The 20,737-nt window shown below is 64.9% G+C and carries 15 protein-coding genes; 6 read left to right on the top strand and 9 right to left on the bottom strand.

Features of this window, described 5'->3' with window-relative positions:
* Positions 1-59: 59 nt before the first annotated feature.
* The gene (locus CFE42_RS09575; protein WP_004627513.1) at positions 60-200 is read right to left on the bottom strand and encodes an entericidin A/B family lipoprotein; all 141 of its coding nucleotides are present in this window, start codon (positions 198-200) and stop codon (positions 60-62) included.
* Positions 201-491: 291 nt separating this feature from the next.
* Here CFE42_RS09575 and CFE42_RS09570 point away from each other — a divergent pair, with 291 nt between their 5' ends.
* A complete protein-coding gene (locus CFE42_RS09570) occupies positions 492-2,060 on the top strand; it encodes a methyl-accepting chemotaxis protein (protein WP_004627512.1) in 1,569 nt (522 codons plus the stop codon).
* A 56-nt stretch (positions 2,061-2,116) separates the two neighbouring features.
* On the opposite strand, the gene CFE42_RS09565 is transcribed toward CFE42_RS09570, so the two are convergent.
* Together CFE42_RS09565 and CFE42_RS09560 are read right to left on the bottom strand one after the other, a co-directional pair.
* On the bottom strand, positions 2,117-3,532 hold the full coding sequence (locus CFE42_RS09565) for a bifunctional diguanylate cyclase/phosphodiesterase (protein ID WP_004627510.1): 1,416 nt from the start codon (positions 3,530-3,532) through the stop codon (positions 2,117-2,119).
* 224 nt (positions 3,533-3,756) lie between these two features.
* Positions 3,757-4,662 carry a flagellar brake protein gene (locus tag CFE42_RS09560; protein WP_004627508.1) on the bottom strand — a complete coding sequence of 302 codons (906 nt, stop codon included), beginning with the start codon at positions 4,660-4,662 and terminating at the stop codon, positions 3,757-3,759.
* A 119-nt stretch (positions 4,663-4,781) separates the two neighbouring features.
* On the opposite strand from CFE42_RS09560, the gene CFE42_RS09555 reads away from it, so the two are divergent.
* Entirely contained in the window at positions 4,782-5,294 is a 513-nt protein-coding gene (locus tag CFE42_RS09555; protein WP_004627507.1) for a GtrA family protein, read from the top strand.
* 16 nt (positions 5,295-5,310) lie between these two features.
* Here the strand turns inward: CFE42_RS09555 and CFE42_RS09550 are convergent, their stop codons facing one another.
* A complete protein-coding gene (locus CFE42_RS09550; protein WP_004627506.1) occupies positions 5,311-5,793 on the bottom strand; it encodes a hypothetical protein in 483 nt (160 codons plus the stop codon).
* Between the two features lie 651 nt (positions 5,794-6,444).
* On the opposite strand from CFE42_RS09550, the gene CFE42_RS09545 reads away from it, so the two are divergent.
* Complete coding sequence (locus CFE42_RS09545; protein ID WP_004627505.1) at positions 6,445-7,785, top strand: sensor domain-containing diguanylate cyclase; 1,341 nt, start codon at positions 6,445-6,447, stop codon at positions 7,783-7,785.
* 78 nt (positions 7,786-7,863) lie between these two features.
* Here the strand turns inward: CFE42_RS09545 and CFE42_RS09540 are convergent, their stop codons facing one another.
* From CFE42_RS09540 to CFE42_RS09520, 5 genes are all read right to left on the bottom strand, one after another.
* Positions 7,864-8,427: an acyloxyacyl hydrolase gene (locus tag CFE42_RS09540; RefSeq protein WP_004627504.1), complete on the bottom strand. Its 564-nt coding sequence runs from the start codon at positions 8,425-8,427 to the stop codon at positions 7,864-7,866.
* A 300-nt stretch (positions 8,428-8,727) separates the two neighbouring features.
* Positions 8,728-10,233: an efflux transporter outer membrane subunit gene (locus CFE42_RS09535; protein WP_004627503.1), complete on the bottom strand. Its 1,506-nt coding sequence runs from the start codon at positions 10,231-10,233 to the stop codon at positions 8,728-8,730.
* A 2-nt stretch (positions 10,234-10,235) separates the two neighbouring features.
* On the bottom strand, positions 10,236-13,337 hold the full coding sequence (locus tag CFE42_RS09530) for a multidrug efflux RND transporter permease subunit (protein ID WP_004627502.1): 3,102 nt from the start codon (positions 13,335-13,337) through the stop codon (positions 10,236-10,238).
* On the bottom strand, positions 13,334-16,468 hold the full coding sequence (locus CFE42_RS09525; protein ID WP_004627501.1) for an MdtB/MuxB family multidrug efflux RND transporter permease subunit: 3,135 nt from the start codon (positions 16,466-16,468) through the stop codon (positions 13,334-13,336). The genes CFE42_RS09530 and CFE42_RS09525 overlap by 4 nt, the downstream gene beginning before the upstream one ends.
* Positions 16,469-16,525: 57 nt before the next feature.
* Positions 16,526-17,914 carry an MdtA/MuxA family multidrug efflux RND transporter periplasmic adaptor subunit gene (locus CFE42_RS09520; protein WP_004627500.1) on the bottom strand — a complete coding sequence of 463 codons (1,389 nt, stop codon included), beginning with the start codon at positions 17,912-17,914 and terminating at the stop codon, positions 16,526-16,528.
* A gap of 253 nt (positions 17,915-18,167) precedes the next feature.
* Between CFE42_RS09520 and CFE42_RS09515 the strand changes: the two genes are divergently transcribed.
* The 3 genes from CFE42_RS09515 (at position 18,168) to CFE42_RS09505 (ending at position 20,701) form a co-directional block, all read left to right on the top strand.
* On the top strand, positions 18,168-18,899 hold the full coding sequence (locus CFE42_RS09515) for a response regulator (protein ID WP_004627499.1): 732 nt from the start codon (positions 18,168-18,170) through the stop codon (positions 18,897-18,899).
* Positions 18,883-20,169 (top strand): ATP-binding protein, encoded by a 1,287-nt coding sequence (locus tag CFE42_RS09510; RefSeq protein WP_004627498.1) that lies wholly within the window; start codon positions 18,883-18,885, stop codon positions 20,167-20,169. Before CFE42_RS09515 ends, CFE42_RS09510 begins: the two co-directional genes overlap by 17 nt.
* 106 nt (positions 20,170-20,275) lie before the next feature.
* Positions 20,276-20,701: a DUF333 domain-containing protein gene (locus CFE42_RS09505; RefSeq protein ID WP_004627497.1), complete on the top strand. Its 426-nt coding sequence runs from the start codon at positions 20,276-20,278 to the stop codon at positions 20,699-20,701.
* Positions 20,702-20,737: the final 36 nt, after the last annotated feature.

Raw genomic sequence — 20,737 nt, 5'->3', positions numbered from 1 at the left:
ACGCCGCGAAGTTGCGGCGTTTCCTGACTCAGGCCAGGGTTTTCCCGGCCCTCGCTTCATTACATCTTCTGCTTGGTGTTGTCAGCCGCGTTTTCCAGCTTCTGGCCACCGGTCTGGAGGTCCTTGCCCATGCCCGCCATCGTGTTGCAGCCAGCCAGAACGGCGCAGCCCAGGGCCAGCAGTGCGATCAGTTTCTTCATCTCGATCCCCTTGTGAGCCGTGCGGTATCCCGCACGATGTTCGCGTGATTGCCACCCCAGCGGTGGCGCAATCCGCATTTTAGTGCGACCCCGCGCACCGGGGGTGCGTCGGCCGCATCTTTTTTGCCTTCTTGCATATCACTTGCGGCGCATCCCGGACATTCGGGGCGCAGCCCTCTACTTCTGCCGTCCGCTGCCGTTAGCACCTTTGGGAGTGAACAGGGTGCCTGAAGAGGGGCGCAGGGACGGGATCTCGGCGCCGCACGGCCCAACCATGCAGGAGAAAAACACATGTGGAAGTGGATGGACACAAGCATTCGCACGCGGCTGACGTTTCTGGTCGCGGTATTTGCAGTGATGATTGCCCTGGTGGGCTTCGCGGGTATCACCACCGGCCGGGCGACCAATGACGATTTGCGCGCGGTGTATCTGGAAGACGCCAAGGGGTTGGACCTGCTGGCCAAAGACACCATCAACCTGCTGTGGGCGCGCATCCACCTGACCAATTTCGATTCGGTCTCGTCGCCGGAAGAACTCAAGAAGCTGCTGGCCGATGCGCACACCATGGTCAACTCGGCCAACGACGCCTGGGCCCAGTTCATGAAGCTGCCCATTCCGGAGGCCGACCGCGCCCAGCTGCAAGCCGCCGACGCCGCCCGCACCAAGTTCGTCAAGACCGCGCTGGAGCCGGCCATTGCCGCGCTGGAGCGCAGCGACCTCACCACGTACCGTGAGCTGAACACGAACCTGGTGCCGAAGCTCTTCGTCGATTACGACACGGCGCTCGGGCCGCTGGTCGGGGCGCGCTTCAAGTACGGCCAGCAACGCTTTGACCATTCCCAATCGCGCTATGCGATGAGCATCTGGATCTCGGGTGGCTTGCTGGCCGCCGCGCTGGTACTGTCGGTGGTGGCGCGTGGCGTACTCGGCCGCACCGTGGTGCGTCCGCTGGAGCGCGCCATTCAGATGTTCGAGCGCATGGCCTCCGGCGACCTCGCCACCCGAATGGAAGGCCAGACCACCGCTGGCCGGCGCGACGAGACCGCTCGCCTCATGCACGCGGTGTCGTCCATGCAAACGAGCCTGCAGCAGATTATCGGGCAAGTGCGCACGGGATCGGATTCGATCGCCAGCGCCACCAAGCAGATTGCAGCCGGCAATGCGGACCTCTCGCAGCGCACTGAGCAGCAGGCCTCGTCGCTGGAAGAAACGGCGTCGAGCATGGAAGAGCTGACCAGCATCGTGAAGCAGAACGCCGACAACGCGCGTCAGGCGAGCACGCTGGCAGTCAGCGCGTCGGACATCGCCGTCAAAGGCGGAGAAGTCGTCGGCCGCGTGGTGGACACGATGGCCGGCATCAACGAAAGCAGCCGCAAGATTGCGGACATCATTGGCGTGATTGAAGGCATCGCCTTTCAGACGAACATCCTGGCGCTGAATGCGGCGGTGGAAGCCGCCCGTGCAGGTGAGCAGGGCCGTGGCTTTGCCGTGGTGGCAGGTGAAGTGCGCAGCCTGGCACAGCGCAGCGCCACGGCGGCCAAGGAGATCAAGGAGCTGATCGGCGATTCGGTGGGCCGCGTGCAGAACGGGTCGACCCTGGTGGCCGAAGCCGGCACGGTGATCGACGAGGTGGTGGTGGCCGTGCGCCGCGTGACCGACATCATGGGCGAGATCAGCGCTGCGTCGGAAGAACAGAGCAGCGGCATCGAGCAGGTCAACCAGGCCGTCACGCAGATGGATCAGGTGACGCAGCAGAATGCGGCGTTGGTCGAACAGGCCGCTGCGGCGGCGGAATCGCTGGAAGAACAGGCGGAGGCGCTGCGCAGCGCGGTGGCGGTCTTCCGCGTCGAGCACGCATAAGAAGCACGCGCCAACACCAATGCCCTTCCGCCTGACAGGCGGGAGGGCGTTTTCCTTTACGGCATCAGATCGCGCGCGCGCTCGGCAATCACGTCTTGTGTGTCGTCGATCCAGCGGGCAGGAAACGGTTGCGAGAGCAAATAGCCCTGGATCACGTCGCACCGGCAGGCCCGCAAGGCATGGAGCTGTGCGGCGGTTTCCACGCGCGTGGCGATGACGGGCACGCCCGCACCATGCGCGGCAGTCACCAGGCGTTGCAGCACCGCGTGATCGCTCGCGTTGGTCACTGCGTTGACGATCGCCTGGTCGAGCTTGACCTGATCGGGCCGGAACGTTGCCAGGCAATCGAGGCTGTGCGCGGTGGCTCCAAAGTCTTCCACCGCCACGCGCGCGCCGCACGCGTGCAGGGCTTCCACCGCTTTCTGCGCCGAGCCGTTGGCACGGTGCAGCGTGTGTTCCGATATCTCGAAGACAAGCCGGGTGGTCGGCACCGCGTGGCGCGCGGCAATGTCGCGCACGACGTCGCTCAATTGCGGATCGAGCAGCTGCGCAACCGACAGGTTGACGGCTGCATGCACGCCCGGCTGATGCCGGCTGTTGCGTCCTGCGCGCTCGGATTCTTCGCGCAGCAGTCCGGCCAGCATCTGGGCGGCGCTGTCGAGCACCCAGTGGCCCACCTCGCGAATGTCGCCGGTCTGCTCCAGGATCGGCAGAAAATCCGCCGGTGCCACGCCCCCCAGCTCGGGTGAGCTCCAGCGCAGCAAGAATTCGTAGCCGACGATCCGTCCGTCGGTCAGGCTCAGTTGTGGCTGCAGGTTCAGGCTGAACTGGCGGCGTGCAAGCGCGTGGCGCAGTTGGGCGGCCAGGCGCGGGTGCTCGGCGATGGCGTCGTATCCGTCGGCGCGGGCGACGTTGGTGCCCGTGCCTGGGGGCATGGCCGCCGGGGCATACAGCGCGGGGCTGGGTTCGGCACCGTGCTGAACACCATAGAGCGCCCGGTCGGCCTGTTCAATCAGCCGTGCCGCATCGGAGGGCATGCCCTCGAAAAGCGTCATGCCGATGCTGCAAGAGCAGACCAGCTCGTAACCATGCGTGATGAAAGGTCGCGTGAGTGCCGCAGAAATCCGCCGCGCCAGATCGTGTACATCCTGTGCCGAGACGAAGTCTGCGCAGGCAACGGCAAAAGTCTCGGGGCCGATGCGCCCGACGATGGGTGCGTTGCCATCCGCGGCGGGCACGCTCAGCGCCTCAAGCCGCGATGCACATTCGGCGATGACCTCCCGTGCTGCCAAGGGCCCGAGCGTGTTGGTCGCCTCGGCAAAATGGTCGAAGCCGATCAGCAGCAGGGCGCCGATTGCATCCTGGCGTGCGGGCTGAGGCATGGCAGCCAGCAGTTGGACGAATCGCCCGCGGTCGGGCAATCCGGAGATGGGATCCAGACTCGATGGCGCGGCAGACCTTGCGCGGCTCATAAATGGGGATCGTCCTGCAAATACCTTTAAAACGGAAATGCGTGCGCTCGGGGCGCCGTCAATTGTAATGCTTTGTCACAGGTAAGCCTGCGGCATCATAAGCCTAAAGGCAGCCATGATGGCCGTTTCCCAGCATCTTTTCGCGTGGATCAGGCGAACGCCTTTAACGTTTAACGGTAATTAATTCTGATAAAAAAGATACGAATATCAGTTCTGTTTCCACGTTACACCATGCGCTGCCCACCCCAAAGCAACTGTTCATAGATAAAGCACTGCAGCAGCATCTTTTGGGCGGCGACCAACTCGACGAATTCCACGCCATATTGATACACGTTGGGCAGGTCGGCCGGTTTTTCACTGCGCACCAGCGCAGCAGCCACCAGTTCGGAATGGTAGTCGCGCGTTTTCACCCGGAAGCGCAGACGCGCCGGTGCGCCGCTCACTTCCAGCCGATGCGCCGAGCGGAACGACGCGCCCGTGGTGCTGATGTCGGAGATATGGATCATGCGTGGCGGGTCGCCGCTCACCAGCATCTTGCCGACCACGTTGGCGCGCACGCGCAGCGATTTGCGCAACGCGCGGTTCTTGATCCGCCGCGGCGGCGACAACACGACGTATTCGAACGGGATGCGGCACACCGCCATCACCGTGCATTCGAAGCTGGCGATGCCCTCGCCCGAGAAAGCGTGGACTTCCACCAGTTCGTCCTTGACCGGCATGACGGTGCGGCCGCTGTCGGTGGGCATGGTGATGAGCAGATGGCGCTGCGGGCTGTAGCCCATCACGCGCGCGGCACCCTTGGTCTGGCCGGCGCCTGCGGTCAGGCGCACGGTCAGCATGCCGCCGGGGCGCAGGCCCAGCAGTTCCATGGCGATCGTGCGTTCACCGTCAGGGTCGTCGCCCATGTCCGGGAACATCGTGTTCGGGAACTGCGTGTTTGCAAACGCCGGTGCAGGCGCGGGCGTGCCGTCCGCCAGCCGATGCGGGCGGTGCAGCGTGCACAGCAGGTCGATCTCCTCCGGCGAGTGGATGACGTCGCCCTTCGGGACGAGCAACTGCCCGTCGGCGTCAAGCATCGGCCACGGCAGGGGAATCGCAAGCGGAATGTCGAGAGGTTGAAGTTCGAGCATGGCAATGGGGAGCCAACAGCCGCGCAGGGCCCCACGTTTCTATACGGCCAAATGTTGCACAACTTTAAGCGCACTTTATTGTGCAGGGTCGGTGGCACGCGAGTTGCAGCCCGGGAGCCATGATCGAGCACAATGTCGGTTCCAAAGTGGATGGGGTGGGCACGCGCATGACGTCTCGGCGGCATTTCTGGGCGGCGGTGGAGCAATTTGCTCGCTATGTCGTCATCGGCGGCGGTGCAACGCTGGCGCACTATGTGGTGCTGTTCGGGCTCGTGCAGGTGGGGGTCTCGCCGTGGCGGGCGTCGGTGGCGGGCAGCGTGATCGGTGCCACGCTCAACTACTTCATCAGCCGGCAGGCCGTCTTCAACAGCACACGTGGGCACATCGGCGCGATGGTGCGCTTCGGCCTGGTGGCCTTTCTAGCGTTGGGGTGCAACGCGAGCATCATGGCCGTCGGCCTGGGGATCGGTTTGTATTACCTGATTGCGCAGGTGTTCGCCTCGTCCATCACGGCCATCTTCAACTTCCTGGTGCACCGGTACTGGACGTTTCGTGACGCCGATGCCGTCGGCACGCCAACGGAGCCGCAACCGACCATCGTGCCGGCACGGCCCACGCACAACGGGCCCTGAGGCGCTGCCGTGCGCGTTAATGCCGGCTGGCCGCGCTCTGCACGCCGGCGCCAGTTTCCGTAGCGAAGGTCACGTCGCCAATGCCGTCAGCGGGCGGGACGGGGGCATCGTCCCGCAGGCGCTCCACCACCAGGTGAATGTCGATCACATCGGCCACGCCGGACGCCTCCAGCGAGACAAGTGCCGCCAATTGCGCAATCGCAAACGTATCCGCGAGCAGCGGCGTATCGTCGTGGAGATCGCCGGCAACGCGGGCAATTGAGGTCTTGCCGGCGGTGCGCTTGGGATGCTGCGCCGTTTCACGTGCGCGATAGGCGAAATAGGCGTCGGCAAAGTGCACGCGGTGCGCGTCGAACACGCGCACTGCGGCGGTAAGGGCATCGTCCACCCAAGCTGGATCGACTGGCGTCGTTCCGGGCTCGGTACCTTCGGGCAGGCCCGCTAGCTTGAGCGCATACCGATGCGTCTGCGTGCCGGGGGCGACAAAGCTCAATTCCATACGACCTCCCACAACCGCGTGCGTTGTTGCCGCGGCTCGCCGTGTTTGAATTCGCCCCCCTGAAGCGATATTGAAGAATAGTAACGGAGCCGCCCGTTTTCGCGTTTCGTCCTTCCGGATGAGGTTGGGGCCTTGTTTTCACCTTAAGACATTCACAATGTGGAAATTGCGACCCGCCGGTGTGGCAAACGATTGCGTGCCGGCGGCGTCTGCGCGACCTAACCGAACGGCTAGCTGCTTCGCGGCGGGGGGACGGTGTACAGTTGTGAGGTGTCCGGCGACGCTGGGCAAGAGTCGACAATCGACGTCGACAAACGCAGACGGGAATGACGCGGGGCGCGTTTCCTTCGCGTCGTCTCGCGCACGAGGGGACCCAAAGCGCGCTCGCGGTCCATGTCCCCTCGCGGGAAGGGATTGCCCCGTTAACTCGCGGCTTCTATAGTCCGCCTCGATTCGTGCGCTTGCAACGCACCAAGGTCTGTCAGTGCCAGCTGCCAACTGGTCCACGCAGACCACGAGACCGGTTACGGGGATCACGCCAACGGCCACCGCGCGCCCCGACGCGACCATTGCGTCATAGGGTTCCCGGCGGCGCGATGGCCACCACATCAACCACCCCCGGGACTGCCGCATTCGCGAAACAGCATCGCCATGCTTGAGGACGACCACTTGTACAAGGCTGCGATCGAACATTCGCCGATAGGAATCGGCCTGTGCGCGCCGGAGGGTCGCTTCCTCGACGTGAACCGAGCGCTGTGCGCGCTGACCGGTCACGAAGCACAGGCGCTGCGCACGCGCGATCTGTTCGACCTGTGCCACCCCGATCACACTGAACGCACGCGACACGGCATCGAGTTGCTGCTCACCGGCCAGCGCGATGCGCTGTCGATGGAAACGCGCCTGGTCCGTCAAGACGGCACCACCGTCTGGGTGCAGACCGACGTGGCGGTGGCGCACGATCACGGCAACCAGCACCTCGTCGTGCAGATGCAGGATGTGACCGCGCGGCGCCTGGCGCTGGAATCGCTGCGCGCGTCGGAGCAACGGCTGGCCTATGTGCTGGACGGCGCCGGGCTGGGTACGTTCGACTGGTCCACGCGTGCACGGCATGTGTCGTTCAACCGCCGGACGGCCGACATGCTCGGCTACGAGCCGACCGATCTGTCCAACGATCCGGATGCGTGGTTCGCAATGGTGCATCCGCAGGACGCCGCATTGAGCGCGCGGCGCATCTATCGCCATATGCGCGGTGATGCCGACAGCTTTGAAATCGAGCAGCGCATGCGCGCGCGCCATGGCCAATGGATCTGGGTGGCTGCGCGCGGGCGCGTGACCGAGCGTGATGCCCGCGGCATGGCCACGCGCGTGAGCGGCACGCTGCTCGACGTGACAAAGCGGCGCACGGCGCTGGACCAGGCGCACCACCTCGCGTTGCATGATCCGCTGACGGACTTGCCCAATGCACGTTTGCTTCGCGATCGCCTGTTCGTTGCCATTCAGGCGGCGCGTCGCGCGCGCGGGCAGGTTGCCGTGGTGTTCATTGATCTCGATCGCTTCAAGCCCGTCAACGATGAGTACGGCCACGCGGTGGGTGATCTCGTCCTGAAGGCCACGGCGATGCGGTTGCGTAGCGGGCTGCGCGCTTCCGACACGGTGGCGCGCCTGGGCGGCGATGAATTTGTCGCCGTCCTCACGCATTGCGCCACGCGCGACGATGTGACGCAAACTGTGGAGCGTCTGATCGAACAATTGCAGACGCCCTTCCGTGTGGAAGGCCACGTGCTGTCGATGGGCGTGAGTGCTGGCGTGGCGTTGTACCCAACCGACGGGCGTGATGCGCAGACGCTCATCCGCAATGCCGACGCGGCGATGTATGAAGTCAAGCGTGCCGGTGGCAACGGCCTGGGTTTCCATGCATCGCTCAACTACGAGCGGCTGATGGGCATGCGATCGCGCGATCGCGATCTCGACGGCGAAGCCGACGCCCGCTAGTCCATTACTGCGCGCTAAAACAAAACGGCCCGCCGCAAGGCAGGCCGTCTTTCTTCAAGCGTTGCAAACGCTCAGGTCTTAGAACGTGTACCGCAAGTACAGCTCGTTCAGATCGGTGCCGGGGTTCGGGCGCTTGATCGACGCGTTCGACAGGTGTTCGAAGCGGTAGCCCATCTGGAATTGCTGCTTGCTGCCAAAGGCCACGCCCACGCCAATCATGTCGGAGAACTGGAAGGCCGTGCTGAAATAGTGTTCATTGGACGTGCTGACGTGCGACAGCAAGCGCGGGCCGACACCAGCTTCGATGAACGGTACCCACGAACCGCCGCGCTTTTCAAGGCGGAATAGCGGCGTCACGCCGAATTCGGTGATGTTTTGGCGGTTGGTGCCCTTGGTCGAGCGCCATTGGCCCAGCGCGACTTCCCAATCCAGATTCACGAACCAGCCTTCCGGGTTGCCCCAGTGGAAGCCCGAGTCGAAATCCAGGTCGACGCCGTATTTCTCGATGCCGTGCTTGTTGTCTTTGCCGTAGATGGCGCGCACGGACGGGTCAGCCTGAGCGGGCAGGGCAGCAAACAGCGTGGCGGCGCCCAGGGCGGCGGCCAGCAGCTTGGCGGAACGGGGAAGCGCGGATCGGATCATCAGAGAGAGCAGAATCAGTTGAGCGGCGCGCGTGAATCGGGGCAACTGCGTCGGCAACCACGCGCGCGGCGGACGTGGTGGCAGGCAAACAGACCGTCTGGATGGCACCGAGCGGGCTTGCAAGGCATCGGGCGACGCAATTTGCGCGCCTGGTGCTGCATCAGCCGGCCCTGATGATCGGGGCGGTCTGAAATAAATTCTGTCGATTATAGGGGGAACTATCCGACTGCGTGCGGCCTTACGCACAAGGGGACATTGCCGGTGGCGAAACGTTGGCGGCCACCGGCACTAAGAGAAGGGTTATTGCGCGGCTGGCGTGGATGCCGGCTGCAGCGCTGCCTTGCCGACCACCGGTACTTCGCCGTGCCAGCCACCGCCCAGCGCCTTCACCAGCAGCACCGCTGCCGAATACTGCTTGCCCTGCAGCGTGAGCAGCGTGCGCTCGGCGCTGTAGGCCGTGGCTTGTGCAGTGATGACTTCCAGGAAGCTCACCGTGCCTGCGCGATAGCGGTTCAGGTTGAGCTGCGCGGCTTCCTGCGCGGCCTTGACGGCATCGGCCTGTGTACCAAATTCCTGCGTTTGCCAGCGCAGCGCGGCGAGGTTGTCTTCGACATCCTGGAATGCACCGAGCACGGTCTGGCGGTACGTTGCGACCGATGCATCGTAAGCAGCGCCGGCCTTGTCGACGGCGGCTGCACGCGCGCCGCCATCAAACAGCGTGGCTGCCAGGGTTGGGCCGATCGACCAGACGCGGCTGGGCAGTGTTGCCAGGCGCGTGAGCGTGTTGGCCGCCAGGCCGGCCGAGGCACCCAGCGTAAGCGTCGGGAAGTACGCGGCCTTGGCCACGCCGATCTGCGCGTTGGCAGCGGCCATGCGGCGCTCGGCGGCGGCGATGTCGGGACGGCGCTCCAGCACGGCCGATGGCACTTCCAGCGGAATGGCAGGCAGGGCCGGCAGGTCGGCGGCGCTCGCAGCAGTGGCTGGGGCCAGCGAGAACTCCGCCGGCGGTTTGCCGATCAGCACCGCAATGGCGTGCTCAAGCTGCGCCCGCGTGACTTCGGTATCCAGCAGCAGCGCCTGCGACTGCTTGAGTTGCGTCTGCGCGGTCAGCACGTCGGAACGCTGCGCCACGCCCACGGCGTACTGGTTTTGCGTGAGTTTCAGGAAGCGCTCGTAGTTCGCCACCGTGCGTTGCAAGACGGCTTTCTGGGTATCCGTGACACGCAATTGAAAATAATTCTGCGCAAGCGTCGCCTGTGCCGACAGCAAAGCGGACGATAAGTCGCCTGCGCTGGCTTGCGCGCTCGCCTTGTTCGACTCAACCGTCCGGCGGATGCGGCCCCACAGGTCCAGTTCCCAACTGGCGTTGAGCGACAGGCTCTGCGAATTGAGCAGGCTTGGGTTGCCGGTCGACAGGCTGCCATCCGGGTTGACCGACGTGCGCACTGAACGGCTGCGCGTGGCTGACGCATTGGCACCCAGCGTCGGGAAGAACGAAGCCTGTGCCGATTGCACCAGCGCCTGGGCCTGGCGGTACTGCGCCTCGGCCACCAGGATGTTCTGATTGGCGGCGGCCACTTGTTCTTCCAGCGCGTTCAGTTGCGGGTCGTTGAAGATCTCCCACCACTTGCCGCGGGCAATGGCGTCGCTCGGATCGGCGACTTTCCAGTCGCCGGCTTCCTTGTATTGCTGCGGCACTTCGGCATCGGGGCGCTTGTAATCGGGCCCGACCGCGCAGGCGGAGACGAGTGCGCACGCGGCCAGCGCGAGCAACGAGGTACGGAGGGCTTGAGTGCCTCTTGTCATGTTCAGCTTCCTTGCGAATCCAATGCGGGCAGCGGTGCGTCCTTGCTGCGGCCGGCGCGGCGCAGGCGCAGCCGGTCGAGCGCCAGGTAGACCACCGGCGTGGTGTAGAGCGTAAGGATCTGGCTGACCAGCAGCCCGCCGACAATGGAGATGCCCAGCGGCGTACGCAGCTCCGCGCCGTCGCCGTGGCCCAGCGCCAGGGGCAGGGCGCCCAGCAGCGCCGCCATCGTCGTCATCAAGATCGGCCGGAAGCGCAGCACGCAGGCGTGGAAGATTGCATCCGCCGGGCTCATGCCCTGGCTGCGCTCCGCCTCCAGCGCGAAGTCGATCATCATGATGGCGTTCTTCTTGACGATGCCGATGAGCAGAATCACGCCGATCAGCGCGATGATCGAAAAGTCCGTGTCGGTAATGATCAGTGCCAGCAGCGCCCCCACACCGGCCGAGGGCAGCGTAGAGAGAATCGTGATCGGGTGGACGTAGCTCTCATACAGCACGCCCAGCACGATGTAGATGGTGATGAGCGCAAACAGGATCAGCACCGGCTGACTCGAGAGCGAATCCTGGAACGCCTTCGCGGTGCCCTGGAAGCTTCCATGCACGGAGGACGGCACGCCGATGCGGTTCATCGCGTCCTGGATGTCCTGCGTTGCACCGGACAGCGATGCCCCCGGCGCGAGGTTGAACGAGATCGTGCTTGCCGCAAACTGCCCCTGGTGGTTGACCGCCAGCGCCGTGTTGGTGGGCTCGTAGTGCGAGAAGGTCGACAGCGGTACCTGCGCACCCGTCGAGGTGATGATGTAAATGTCACGCAGACCGTCGGGGTTCTGCCAGTACTGCGGCGCCGCTTCCATCACAACGCGGTATTGGTTGAGCGGGTTGTAGATGGTCGATACCTGGCGCTGCCCGAACGCGTTGTTCAGGGCGTTGTCGATATCGCTCGGGTTGATGCCGAGCGATTTGGCCTTGTCGCGGTCGATGACGAGCGACGTCTGCAGGCCCTTGTCCTGCGTATCAGTGTTGACGTCCGTCAGCGATTTCACCTGCGTGAGCGCCTGCTTGATCTTCGGGTCCCACGCGCGCAGCTCGTTCAGGTCGTCGGCCTGCAGTGTGTATTGGTACTGCGCGTTGCTGGCCCGACCGCCGACCCGGATGTCCTGCACCGATTGCAGGAACAGGCTCGCGCCGGGTTCACCCGCCAGCTTGCCGCGCAGCCGGTTGATGATCTGGTCGGCGGACATCCTGCGCTCGGCCAGCGGCTTGAGCTGAATGAACATCTGCCCGGTATTGCGCTGACTGCCGCCCGTAAAGCCCACCACGTTCTCCACCGCAGGGTCTTGCCGAACGATGGTGATGAAGTCGGTCAGCTTGGTGCGCATCGCCTGGAACGAGATCGACTGGTCCGCCTGGATGAAACCGATCACCCGGCCGGTGTCCTGCTGCGGGAAGAACCCCTTGGGCACGATGATGTACAGGTAGACGTTCAGGCACACCGTGGCCAGCAGGATCAGCAGCGTCAACCAACTGTGCCGCAGCGCCCATGCCAGCGAGTTGCGGTAGAGGTCGAGCAGGAAGGTGAAGAAGCCTTCGGTCTTGCGGTGAAACCAGCCGTGTTCTTCCTCGGCGGCGGGCTTGAGCAAGCGCGCGCACATCATCGGCGTGGTGGTGAGGGATACCACCAGCGATACCAGGATAGCCACCGACAGCGTCACCGCAAACTCCCGGAACAGCCGGCCCACGATGCCGCCCATCATCAGTAGCGGAATGAACACGGCGATCAGCGAAAAGCTCATCGACACCACCGTGAAGCCGACCTCGCGCGCACCCTTGAGCGCCGCCTGCATGGGCCGCATGCCGTTCTCGATGTGGCGCGAAACGTTCTCGAGCACCACGATGGCGTCGTCCACGACAAAGCCTGTCGCCACCGTCAACGCCATCAGCGAGAGGTTGTCGAGGCTGTAGCCGCACAGGTACATCACCCCGAATGTGCCGATCAGCGAGACCGGCACCGCCACGCTCGGAATGAGCGTCGCCCGCACGTTGCGCAGGAACAGGAACACCACCATGATCACCAGCGCGATCGACAGCACCAGCGTGCGCTCTACATCCTTGAGCGAGGCGCGGATGGTGGGCGTGCGGTCCATCATCACATCGAGGTTGATCTGCGCGGGAATGGTGTTGCGCAGGTACGGCAGCACGTCGTTGATGCGGTCGACCGTGTCGATGATGTTGGCGCCCGGTTGCCGGCTGATGATGAGCAGCACCGAGGGCTTGCCGTTGGCCGAGCCGTAGTTGCGGATGTCCTGCACGCTGTCAGTCACTTCTGCCACGTCGGCCAGCCGCACCGGCGACCCTTTGCGCCAGGCGATGATGAGCGACTGGTATTCGACGGCCTTCTTTGCCTGGTCGTTGGCGTAAATGGTCCAGACGCGGTCGCCCGATTCCATCATGCCCTTGGGCTTGTTCGCGTTCGTGCTGGTGATGACGGTGCGCACGGTCTCCATCGAGATGCCGTACTTGTTCAGCGCCATCGGGTTCAGCTCGACCCGCACTGCCGGCAGCGAAGCTCCGCCGATGGAGACCTGGCCCACGCCGTTGATCTGCGACAGCTTCTGCGCAAGGATGGTTGAGGCCGCGTCGTACAACTCGCCGCGCGACTTGGTGTCGGACGTCAGCCCCACGATCATGATCGGCGCATCGGCCGGATTGACCTTGCGATACGTCGGGTTGCTCGGCAGGCCCGAAGGCAGCAGGCTGCGCGAAGCATTGATGGCAGCCTGCACGTCGCGCGCGGCGCCGTCGATGTCGCGCGACAGATCGAACTGCAGCGTGATCCGCGACGAGCCGAGCGAGCTGGACGAGGTCATCTCGGTAATGCCCGCGATGCGGCCGAGCGAGCGCTCCAGCGGCGTCGCGACGGTAGCCGCCATGGTCTCGGGGCTGGCGCCCGGCAGCGAAGCGTTGACCGAGATGGTCGGAAAATCGACCTGCGGCAGCGGGGACACCGGCAGCAGGCGGAACGCCGCGATACCGGCCAACGCCACGCCAATGGTCAGCAGCGCCGTGGCGACCGGCCGCGCGATGAAGGTGGCGGACAGGTTCATCGTTGCCCGCCAGATTGGTTGGCGCCGGCGGCACCGTGGCGTCGGGCGGCGCGGCGCGCGCGCCAGTCACGCAGGCGTCCGCCCAGGCTGTCGAAGGCCAGATAGATGACCGGCGTGGTGAACAGCGTCAGCACCTGGCTGACCAGCAGGCCACCCACCATCGTGATCCCTAGCGGCTGGCGCAGCTCGGAGCCCACGCCTGTGCCCAGCATCAGCGGCAGCGCACCCAGCAGGGCGGCCATGGTCGTCATCAGAATCGGGCGGAAGCGCAGCAGACACGCCTGGTAGATGGCGTCGCGCGGAACCATGCCCTGCTCACGCTCGGCCTCCAGCGCGAAGTCGATCATCATGATCGCGTTCTTTTTGACGATACCGATCAGCAGGATGATCCCGATGATGGCGATGATGCCCATGTCCTTGCCCGACACCAGCAGCGAGAGCAGGGCGCCCACGCCGGCCGACGGCAGCGTAGACAGGATCGTCACCGGGTGGATCGTGCTTTCATACAACACGCCCAGCACGATGTACATCGTGATGACGGCCGCAAGGATCAGCCACAACTGGTTCGAAAGCGACGCTCGGAACGCCAGCGCTGCGCCCTGGAAACTGGTCTGCATGCTGGCCGGCAGGCCGATTTCCTCTTCGACCGCATTGATGGTGTCGACCGCCGCGCCCAGCGAGGCACGCGGCGCCAGGTTGAACGAGATGGTTGCCGCCGGAAATTGGCCCTGATGGTTCACCACGAGCGAGCCCGGCTGTTCCACCACCGTGGCAAACGCGCCCAAGGGAATCTGCTGGCCGCTGCTCGATGCCACGTGCAGGTCATACAGCGATTGCGGCCCCAACTGCATCTTCGGGTCCGTTTCGAGCACCACGCGGTACTGGTTCGATTGCGTGAAGATGGTCGAAATCAGGCGCTGGCCGTAGGCGCTGTACAGCACGCTGTCGACCGCCGCCATCGTGATGCCGTACACGGCCGCCTTGTCGCGGTCGACCTGCACGTAGGCGCGCAGGCCGTTGTCCTGCAGGTCGCTCGCCACGTCGCGCAGCTTGCGGGTCTGCTGCAGGCGTTCAACCAGTTTGGGCACCCACTTCGATAGGTTGTTCGGGTCCGGGTCTTCCACCGTGAATTGGTACTGCGTGCGGCTGACGCGGTCTTCAATCGTCAGATCCTGCACCGGCTGCATGTACAGCGAGATACCGGCCACCTTGGCCAGCTCGGGCTGCAGGCGCTGAATGATCTCGGTGGCATCGGCGTCGCGTTCATCCTTCGGCTTGAGGTTGATCAGCATGCGCCCGCTGTTGAGCGTCGTGTTCACGCCATCCACGCCGATGAACGACGACAGGCTCTCCACCGCCGGGTCTTTCAGCACCACCTCGGCCAGCTTCTGCTGCCGCTCCGCCATGGCCGAGAACGAAATCGACTGCGACGCATCCGAAATGCCCTGGATCACGCCCGTATCCTGCACCGGGAAGAAGCCTTTGGGCACCACCACATACAGCAGCCCCGTCAGCACCAGCGTGCCGATGGCCACCAGCAGCGTCGTCTTCTGCCGGTCAAGCACCCATTGCAGCATGCGGCCGTACCGCGCGATGACGTTGTCGAAGAACGCGCCCGCAGCGTGATAGAAGCGCGATTGCTCGGCTTCGGGAATGTGCTTGAGCAAGCGTGCGCACATCATCGGCGTGAGCGTGAGCGACACCACGGCCGAGATCAGGATCGATACCGCCAACGTGATGGCGAACTCGCGGAACAGCCGCCCCACCACATCGCCCATGAACAGCAGCGGAATCAGCACCGCGATGAGCGAGAACGTGAGCGAGATGATGGTGAACCCGATCTGCTTGGACCCCTTGAGCGCGGCTTCCATCGGCGGGTCACCCTCTTCGATGTAGCGCGCGATGTTTTCGATCATGACGATCGCATCGTCCACCACGAAGCCGGTGGCGATGGTCAGCGCCATCAGCGTGAGGTTGTTGATCGAAAAGCCTGCCAGGTACATCACGCCGAACGTACCGACCAGCGACAACGGCACCGCCACCGCCGGAATGACCGTGGCCGGCACGTTGCGCAGGAACAGGAAGATCACCATCACGACCAGCGCCACCGCCAGCATCAGTTCGAACTGCACATCCGATACCGAGGCGCGGATCGTCGTGGTGCGGTCGGTCAGCAGCGATACCTCTACGTTGCCGGGCAGCGTTTCCTTCAACTGTGGCAGCAGCGCCTTGGCACGGTTGACCACCTCGATCACGTTGGCGCCAGGCTGGCGTTGCACGTTCAGGATGATGGCGGGGGTGGTGTTGGACCAGGCGGCCAGCTTGCTGTTTTCGGCGCCGTCAACGATCTGCGCCACGTCGGTCAGGCGGATGGGCGCGCCGTTCTTGTAGGCGACGATCATCTTGCTGTACTCGGCGGCCGACTTGAGCTGGTCGTTGGCGTCGATGGTGGAGGCGCGCATCGGGCCGTCGAAGCTGCCCTTGGCCCCATTGACGTTGGCGGTGCCGATGGCGGTGCGGATATCGTCGATCGACAGCCCGAGCGCCGCCAGCGCCGACGTATTGGCCTGGATGCGCACGGCGGGCCGCTGCCCGCCGCTGATGCTGACCAGGCCAATGCCGGGCAACTGCGACAGCTTTTGCGCGATGCGCGTGTCGACGAGGTCTTCCAGCTTGGGCAGCGGCATCGTGTTGGAGGTGATCGCCAGCGCAAGGATTGGCGCGTCGGCCGGGTTCACCTTGCTGTAGATCGGCGGCATCGGCAGGTCGTTCGGCAGCAGGTTGCCGGCCGCGTTGATGGCCGCCTGTACTTCCTGCTCGGCAATGTCGAGCGAGAGCGACAGATCAAACTGCAGCGTGATGACCGAGGCGCCGCCCGAGCTGGATGACGTCATCTGTTTCAGGCCCGGCATCTGCCCGAACTGGCGTTCGAGCGGTGCGGTGATGGACGACGTCATCACATCGGGGCTGGCACCCGGGTACAGCGTCGTGACCTGGATGGTCGGGTAATCGACTTCGGGCAGCGCAGAGAGCGGCAGCATCCGATAAGCCACCAGGCCCGAGAGCAGGATGGCGACCATCAACAGCGTGGTCGCCACGGGCCGGAGGATGAAGATTCGGGAGGGATTCATGCCAGCTCGGAACAGAAGACTTCGTCAGGCGCGTGCACGCAATGCACGACTCAGGGCTTACGGTTTGGCGGCCGGGGCACTCGCGGCGGGTGCTGAAGCACCGCCCTGGCCACGGCGATGTCGCCCGCCCTGATGGGCTTGGCCGGGGGCGGGGGCGCTTGCGGCGGCGGCTCCCGGCTGGATCACCTCAACCGGCGAGCCGTCGCGCAGCTTGTCGGCACCGTCGATCACCACGCGCTCGCCGGGCTGCAGGCCTTGCGCCACCGACACACGATCACCTTCGGTCACGCCCAGCTTGACCAGGCGCAGCGCCACCTTGTTGTCGTCGCCCACCACGTAGACGAAGGTGCCCTGCGTGCCGCGCTGGATGGCGGCACCCGGCACGATCACCACGTCGCGCAGCGTATCCACCCGCATGCGCACGTTCACGAACTGATTGGGGAACAGCATCGCGTTCTGGTTCGGGAACTGCGCACGCAATTTGACGGTGCCCGTGGTGTTGTCGATGGTGTTGTCCACCGTCATGAGCACGCCGCGCGCGAGCTGCGTGGTCTGGCCGCGGTCCCACGCTTCCACCGGCAGCTTGTCGCCGGACTGCAGGCGCGGCATGACCTTGGGCAGGCTGTCTTCGGGAATCGAATAGATGACCGTGATCGGGTCGATCTGCGTGATGACCACGATGCCGTTGGTGTCCGATGCGTGCACGATGTTGCCCGGGTCCACCTGCCGCAAGCCAACCCGGCCAGGCACCGGCGCCGTGATGCGCGTATAGGAAAGCTGCACGCGTGCATTGTCGACGTTGCCCTGGTCCAGCTTGACCGTGCCGTCGTACTGACGCACCAGCGCGGCCTGCGTATCCACCTGCTGCTTGGAGATTGAATCCTGCGAGAGCAGCGTCTGATAGCGCTGCAAGTCGAGCTTCGCGTTCTGCAGCAGCGCCTGATCGCGCGCTAGCTGACCTTCCGCCTGGGCGAGCTGCGCCTGATAGGTGCGCGGGTCGACCTCTGCGAGCAGGTCGCCGGCCTTGACGGTCTGCCCCTCCGTGAATGCCAGGCGCACGAGCTGGCCGTCCACTCGTGTCTTGACCGTCACGTTGTTGACCGGCGTGACATTGCCCAGCGCCGACAGCACCACGTTGATGTCGCCCTTGATGGCCGTGCCGACCATCACCGGCATCGGCTTGCCGGCCATCGCTGCGCCGCGCCCGCCAGCGCCTCCTCGCCCACCCGGGCCGCCTGCGTCGCGATACTTCGCGTGATAGACCGCGTAGCCGATCAGCACCAGAAGAGTGATCACCACCCAGATGCCCCAGCGGCGGCGCTTGCCACCCTCGCGCGGGGGCGGCAGCAGCGTCGGAGACACCTCGTTGGGCGTCTCTTTCCCAGCATGCGTACGGCGACCTGCGTCGTCAAATTGGCCGGGCTTCTGGTCCTTGGGATCGGACATATTGGCGTTCCTGTTCTTAGCAATATGGGGACGAGCGCACATGATAGCGGGCGCCCGTTCCAGTCAGACCGCAGCTTAAAGGCAACGTCTTTGGGCTGAATTAGTCGCGCAGCGGGTTCTATTACGTGAGATTACAAACCCATTGCGGTGTTACCGCGCGAAACAATATGGTGAAAGTGCGCGCCATTCGTGGTGGCCACAGTCGCTATCATGAGCACACCTTCCTGCGTCTACCAGACACTCCACCAGACAGATGAGCGGCACCAAGATCCTGGTCGTCGATGACGACGTCGAACTGCGCGACCTCCTGCGCGAATACCTGACCCAGCAGGGCTTTGCCGTTTCCGTGCTGCACGACGGCGACGGGCTGGCTGCCCGGCTCGAACGCGAGCGCCCCGCGCTCGTCGTGCTCGATCTGATGATGCCCAAGGTGGATGGCCTGTCGGCCCTGCGTGACCTGCGCGCCCGCAACGACGACGTGCCCGTCATCCTGCTCACCGCCCGCAGTGACGAGATCGATCGCATCATCGGCCTGGAGATCGGCGCCGACGACTATCTCGGCAAGCCGTTCTCGCCGCGCGAGCTGCTGGCCCGTATCAACGCCGTGCTGCGCCGCCGCCTGACCGTGCCGGCCTCGGCCCCGGAAGACCGCGACAGCTTCAGCTTCGGCCCGTTCAAGCTCAACTTCCGCATGCGTACGCTGTTTCGCGGCGACAGCGCACTCTCCATCAGCGATACCGAATTCGCGTTGCTCAAGCTGCTGATCGGGCATGCGATGCAGGTGCTCACGCGCGAGCACATCGTCGAGCTGATGTACGGGCCCGGCAGCGGCGTGTCCGACCGGGGCATCGACGTGCAGATCTGGCGCCTGCGCCGCGTGCTGGAAGAAGACGCCCAGCGTCCGCGCTACATCCAGACCGTGCGCGGCCGCGGCTACACCTTCGTGCCGGACGAGCGGGAAGAGGTCAATGAAGTTCAGGGCTAGATTCGACACGCTGTTCGGCCGGCTGGCCGTGCTGATCGTGGTGGTGCTCGTGCTGAGCCATTTCTCGTGGCTGGGCGTGCTGCGCGCGGAGCGGCGCGAGCGGCAGTTCCAGGCCTCGGTAGATCAGATGGCGTTCCAGTTGCAGGCCTTTCAGGCAGCGATGGATGGTCACCTGCACGTGAAGCTGCCGGATCTCGTGACCGAAACCGATGAGCCGCCGTCGGGCGACGCGTCGTCGGCATCGGACAAGTCTGCGGAATTGGTGCGACAGCTTGCGCGCCGCTTGCCATCCGACACGCAGTTGCGGCTGGAAGCAGGCCCCACGCCGCGCGTGTTCGTGCGCTTTTCGCAGCGCAACAAGTGGATCGCCATGCCGCTGGTGTGGGTGCACGCGCCGCCCACCATTTCGGCCGTGGTGCCGGGCGTGATGGTGGTGCTGGCGATTGCCATTGCGTTCTCGCTGTTTGCGGCGTGGCAGATCCAGCGCCCCGTGCGCGAACTGGCCGATGCTGCCGGTGCACTGGCCCGGCGTCGCTATGTGGCGCCGCTCAAGGAGCGCGGCCCGTACGAACTCCGCCAGTTGACCGTCCAGTTCAACCATATGGCCGCTGACCTGTCAGCCGCCGACGAAGAGCGCAACACTATGCTGGCCGGCATTGCGCACGACCTGAAGACGCCGCTGTCACGGCTGCGCCTGCGTGCCGAAATGCTGGCCGACCAGAAAGCCGGCGCGGGTATCGAACGCGACGTCGAATCCATGTCGGCCATCGTCGAGCAGTTTCTCGCCTACGCGCAAAGCGGCGACAGCGAGGCGCGCGAGGTGTCGGTCGACCGTCATCTGCGCGGCCTGGTGCAGCCGTTTGCCGAGCAGGGCAAGCATGTCGCGCTCGATCTGCATGCGGGGGACCGCTTCCGCCTCAAACCGACCCATCTGGAGCGCATCGTCGTCAACCTGCTCGACAACGCGTTCGCGTATGGCGCCGAGCCTGTCAACGTGCGCACGTCGGCGGACGAGACCGGCTACACGCTGACGGTGGAAGACCACGGCGCGGGCATCCCCGTTGCCGACTTTGATCGCGTCATGCGGCCCTTTGTGCGCCTTGACCCCGCGCGCGGCGGCAATGCGCATTGCGGGCTCGGCTTGGCGATTGTCGATCGCCTGGTGCGTCATCTGGGCGGTGATCTCACCGTCGGGCCAACGGCCACGGACGCGCCATCGCCGGGTTTCCGGGTCACCATGCGGTTTCCTGTCTCGACTGCGGCGGCTTGACCGCCCGATCGCCCGACTGACATACGGGCGAGCGATTGCGTAAGCTATCCTAAGCGAGGCAAGCACGCTTGTTGCGTGCGCTCACCAGAACTCCGGGAGGAAACGCATGAATCGCGCTGTCTGTCTCGTCAAGGATGCTGGCCAGGCCCGCATGACCGCCGCCGTTGCCACGTGTGTGCTGGCGATGGGTCTGGCAGCCTGCTCGTCGCCGATGCCTCCGTGGGAGCCGCCGCGCACGATCATCCAACCCGCGCCCCCGCCGCCGAGGCCCGCACCCGCGCCGCCTACTCCGCTGCCACCGTCGCCTGCCATGCAGCCAGCGCCGACCTACGCGCCCCCGCCTGCCGGCGACACCGAACCGCCACGCGCAACGCCCGGCATGGCGAATCCGGCATCCACGTATTGCCTGCAGCGCGGCGGTCAGCTTGAGTTTTCCACGCGCGCCAACGGCGCTGAAGTGGGAACCTGCGTCAGCCCCGGCGGCGATGAATGCGAGGAATGGGCGTTCCTGCGCGGCAGTTGTACGTGGTGAGTGCCGGCAGTCGCCGCAGGTAATGAAAAGGGCCGC

Source organism: Ralstonia sp. PBBBR1, assembly GCF_002256165.1.
In the GTDB taxonomy this organism is placed as follows: Bacteria; Pseudomonadota; Gammaproteobacteria; order Burkholderiales; family Burkholderiaceae; genus Ralstonia; species Ralstonia thomasii.
The sequence above is the reverse complement of the archived record's forward strand: the minus strand, read 5'-3'. Positions and strand labels throughout refer to the sequence as shown.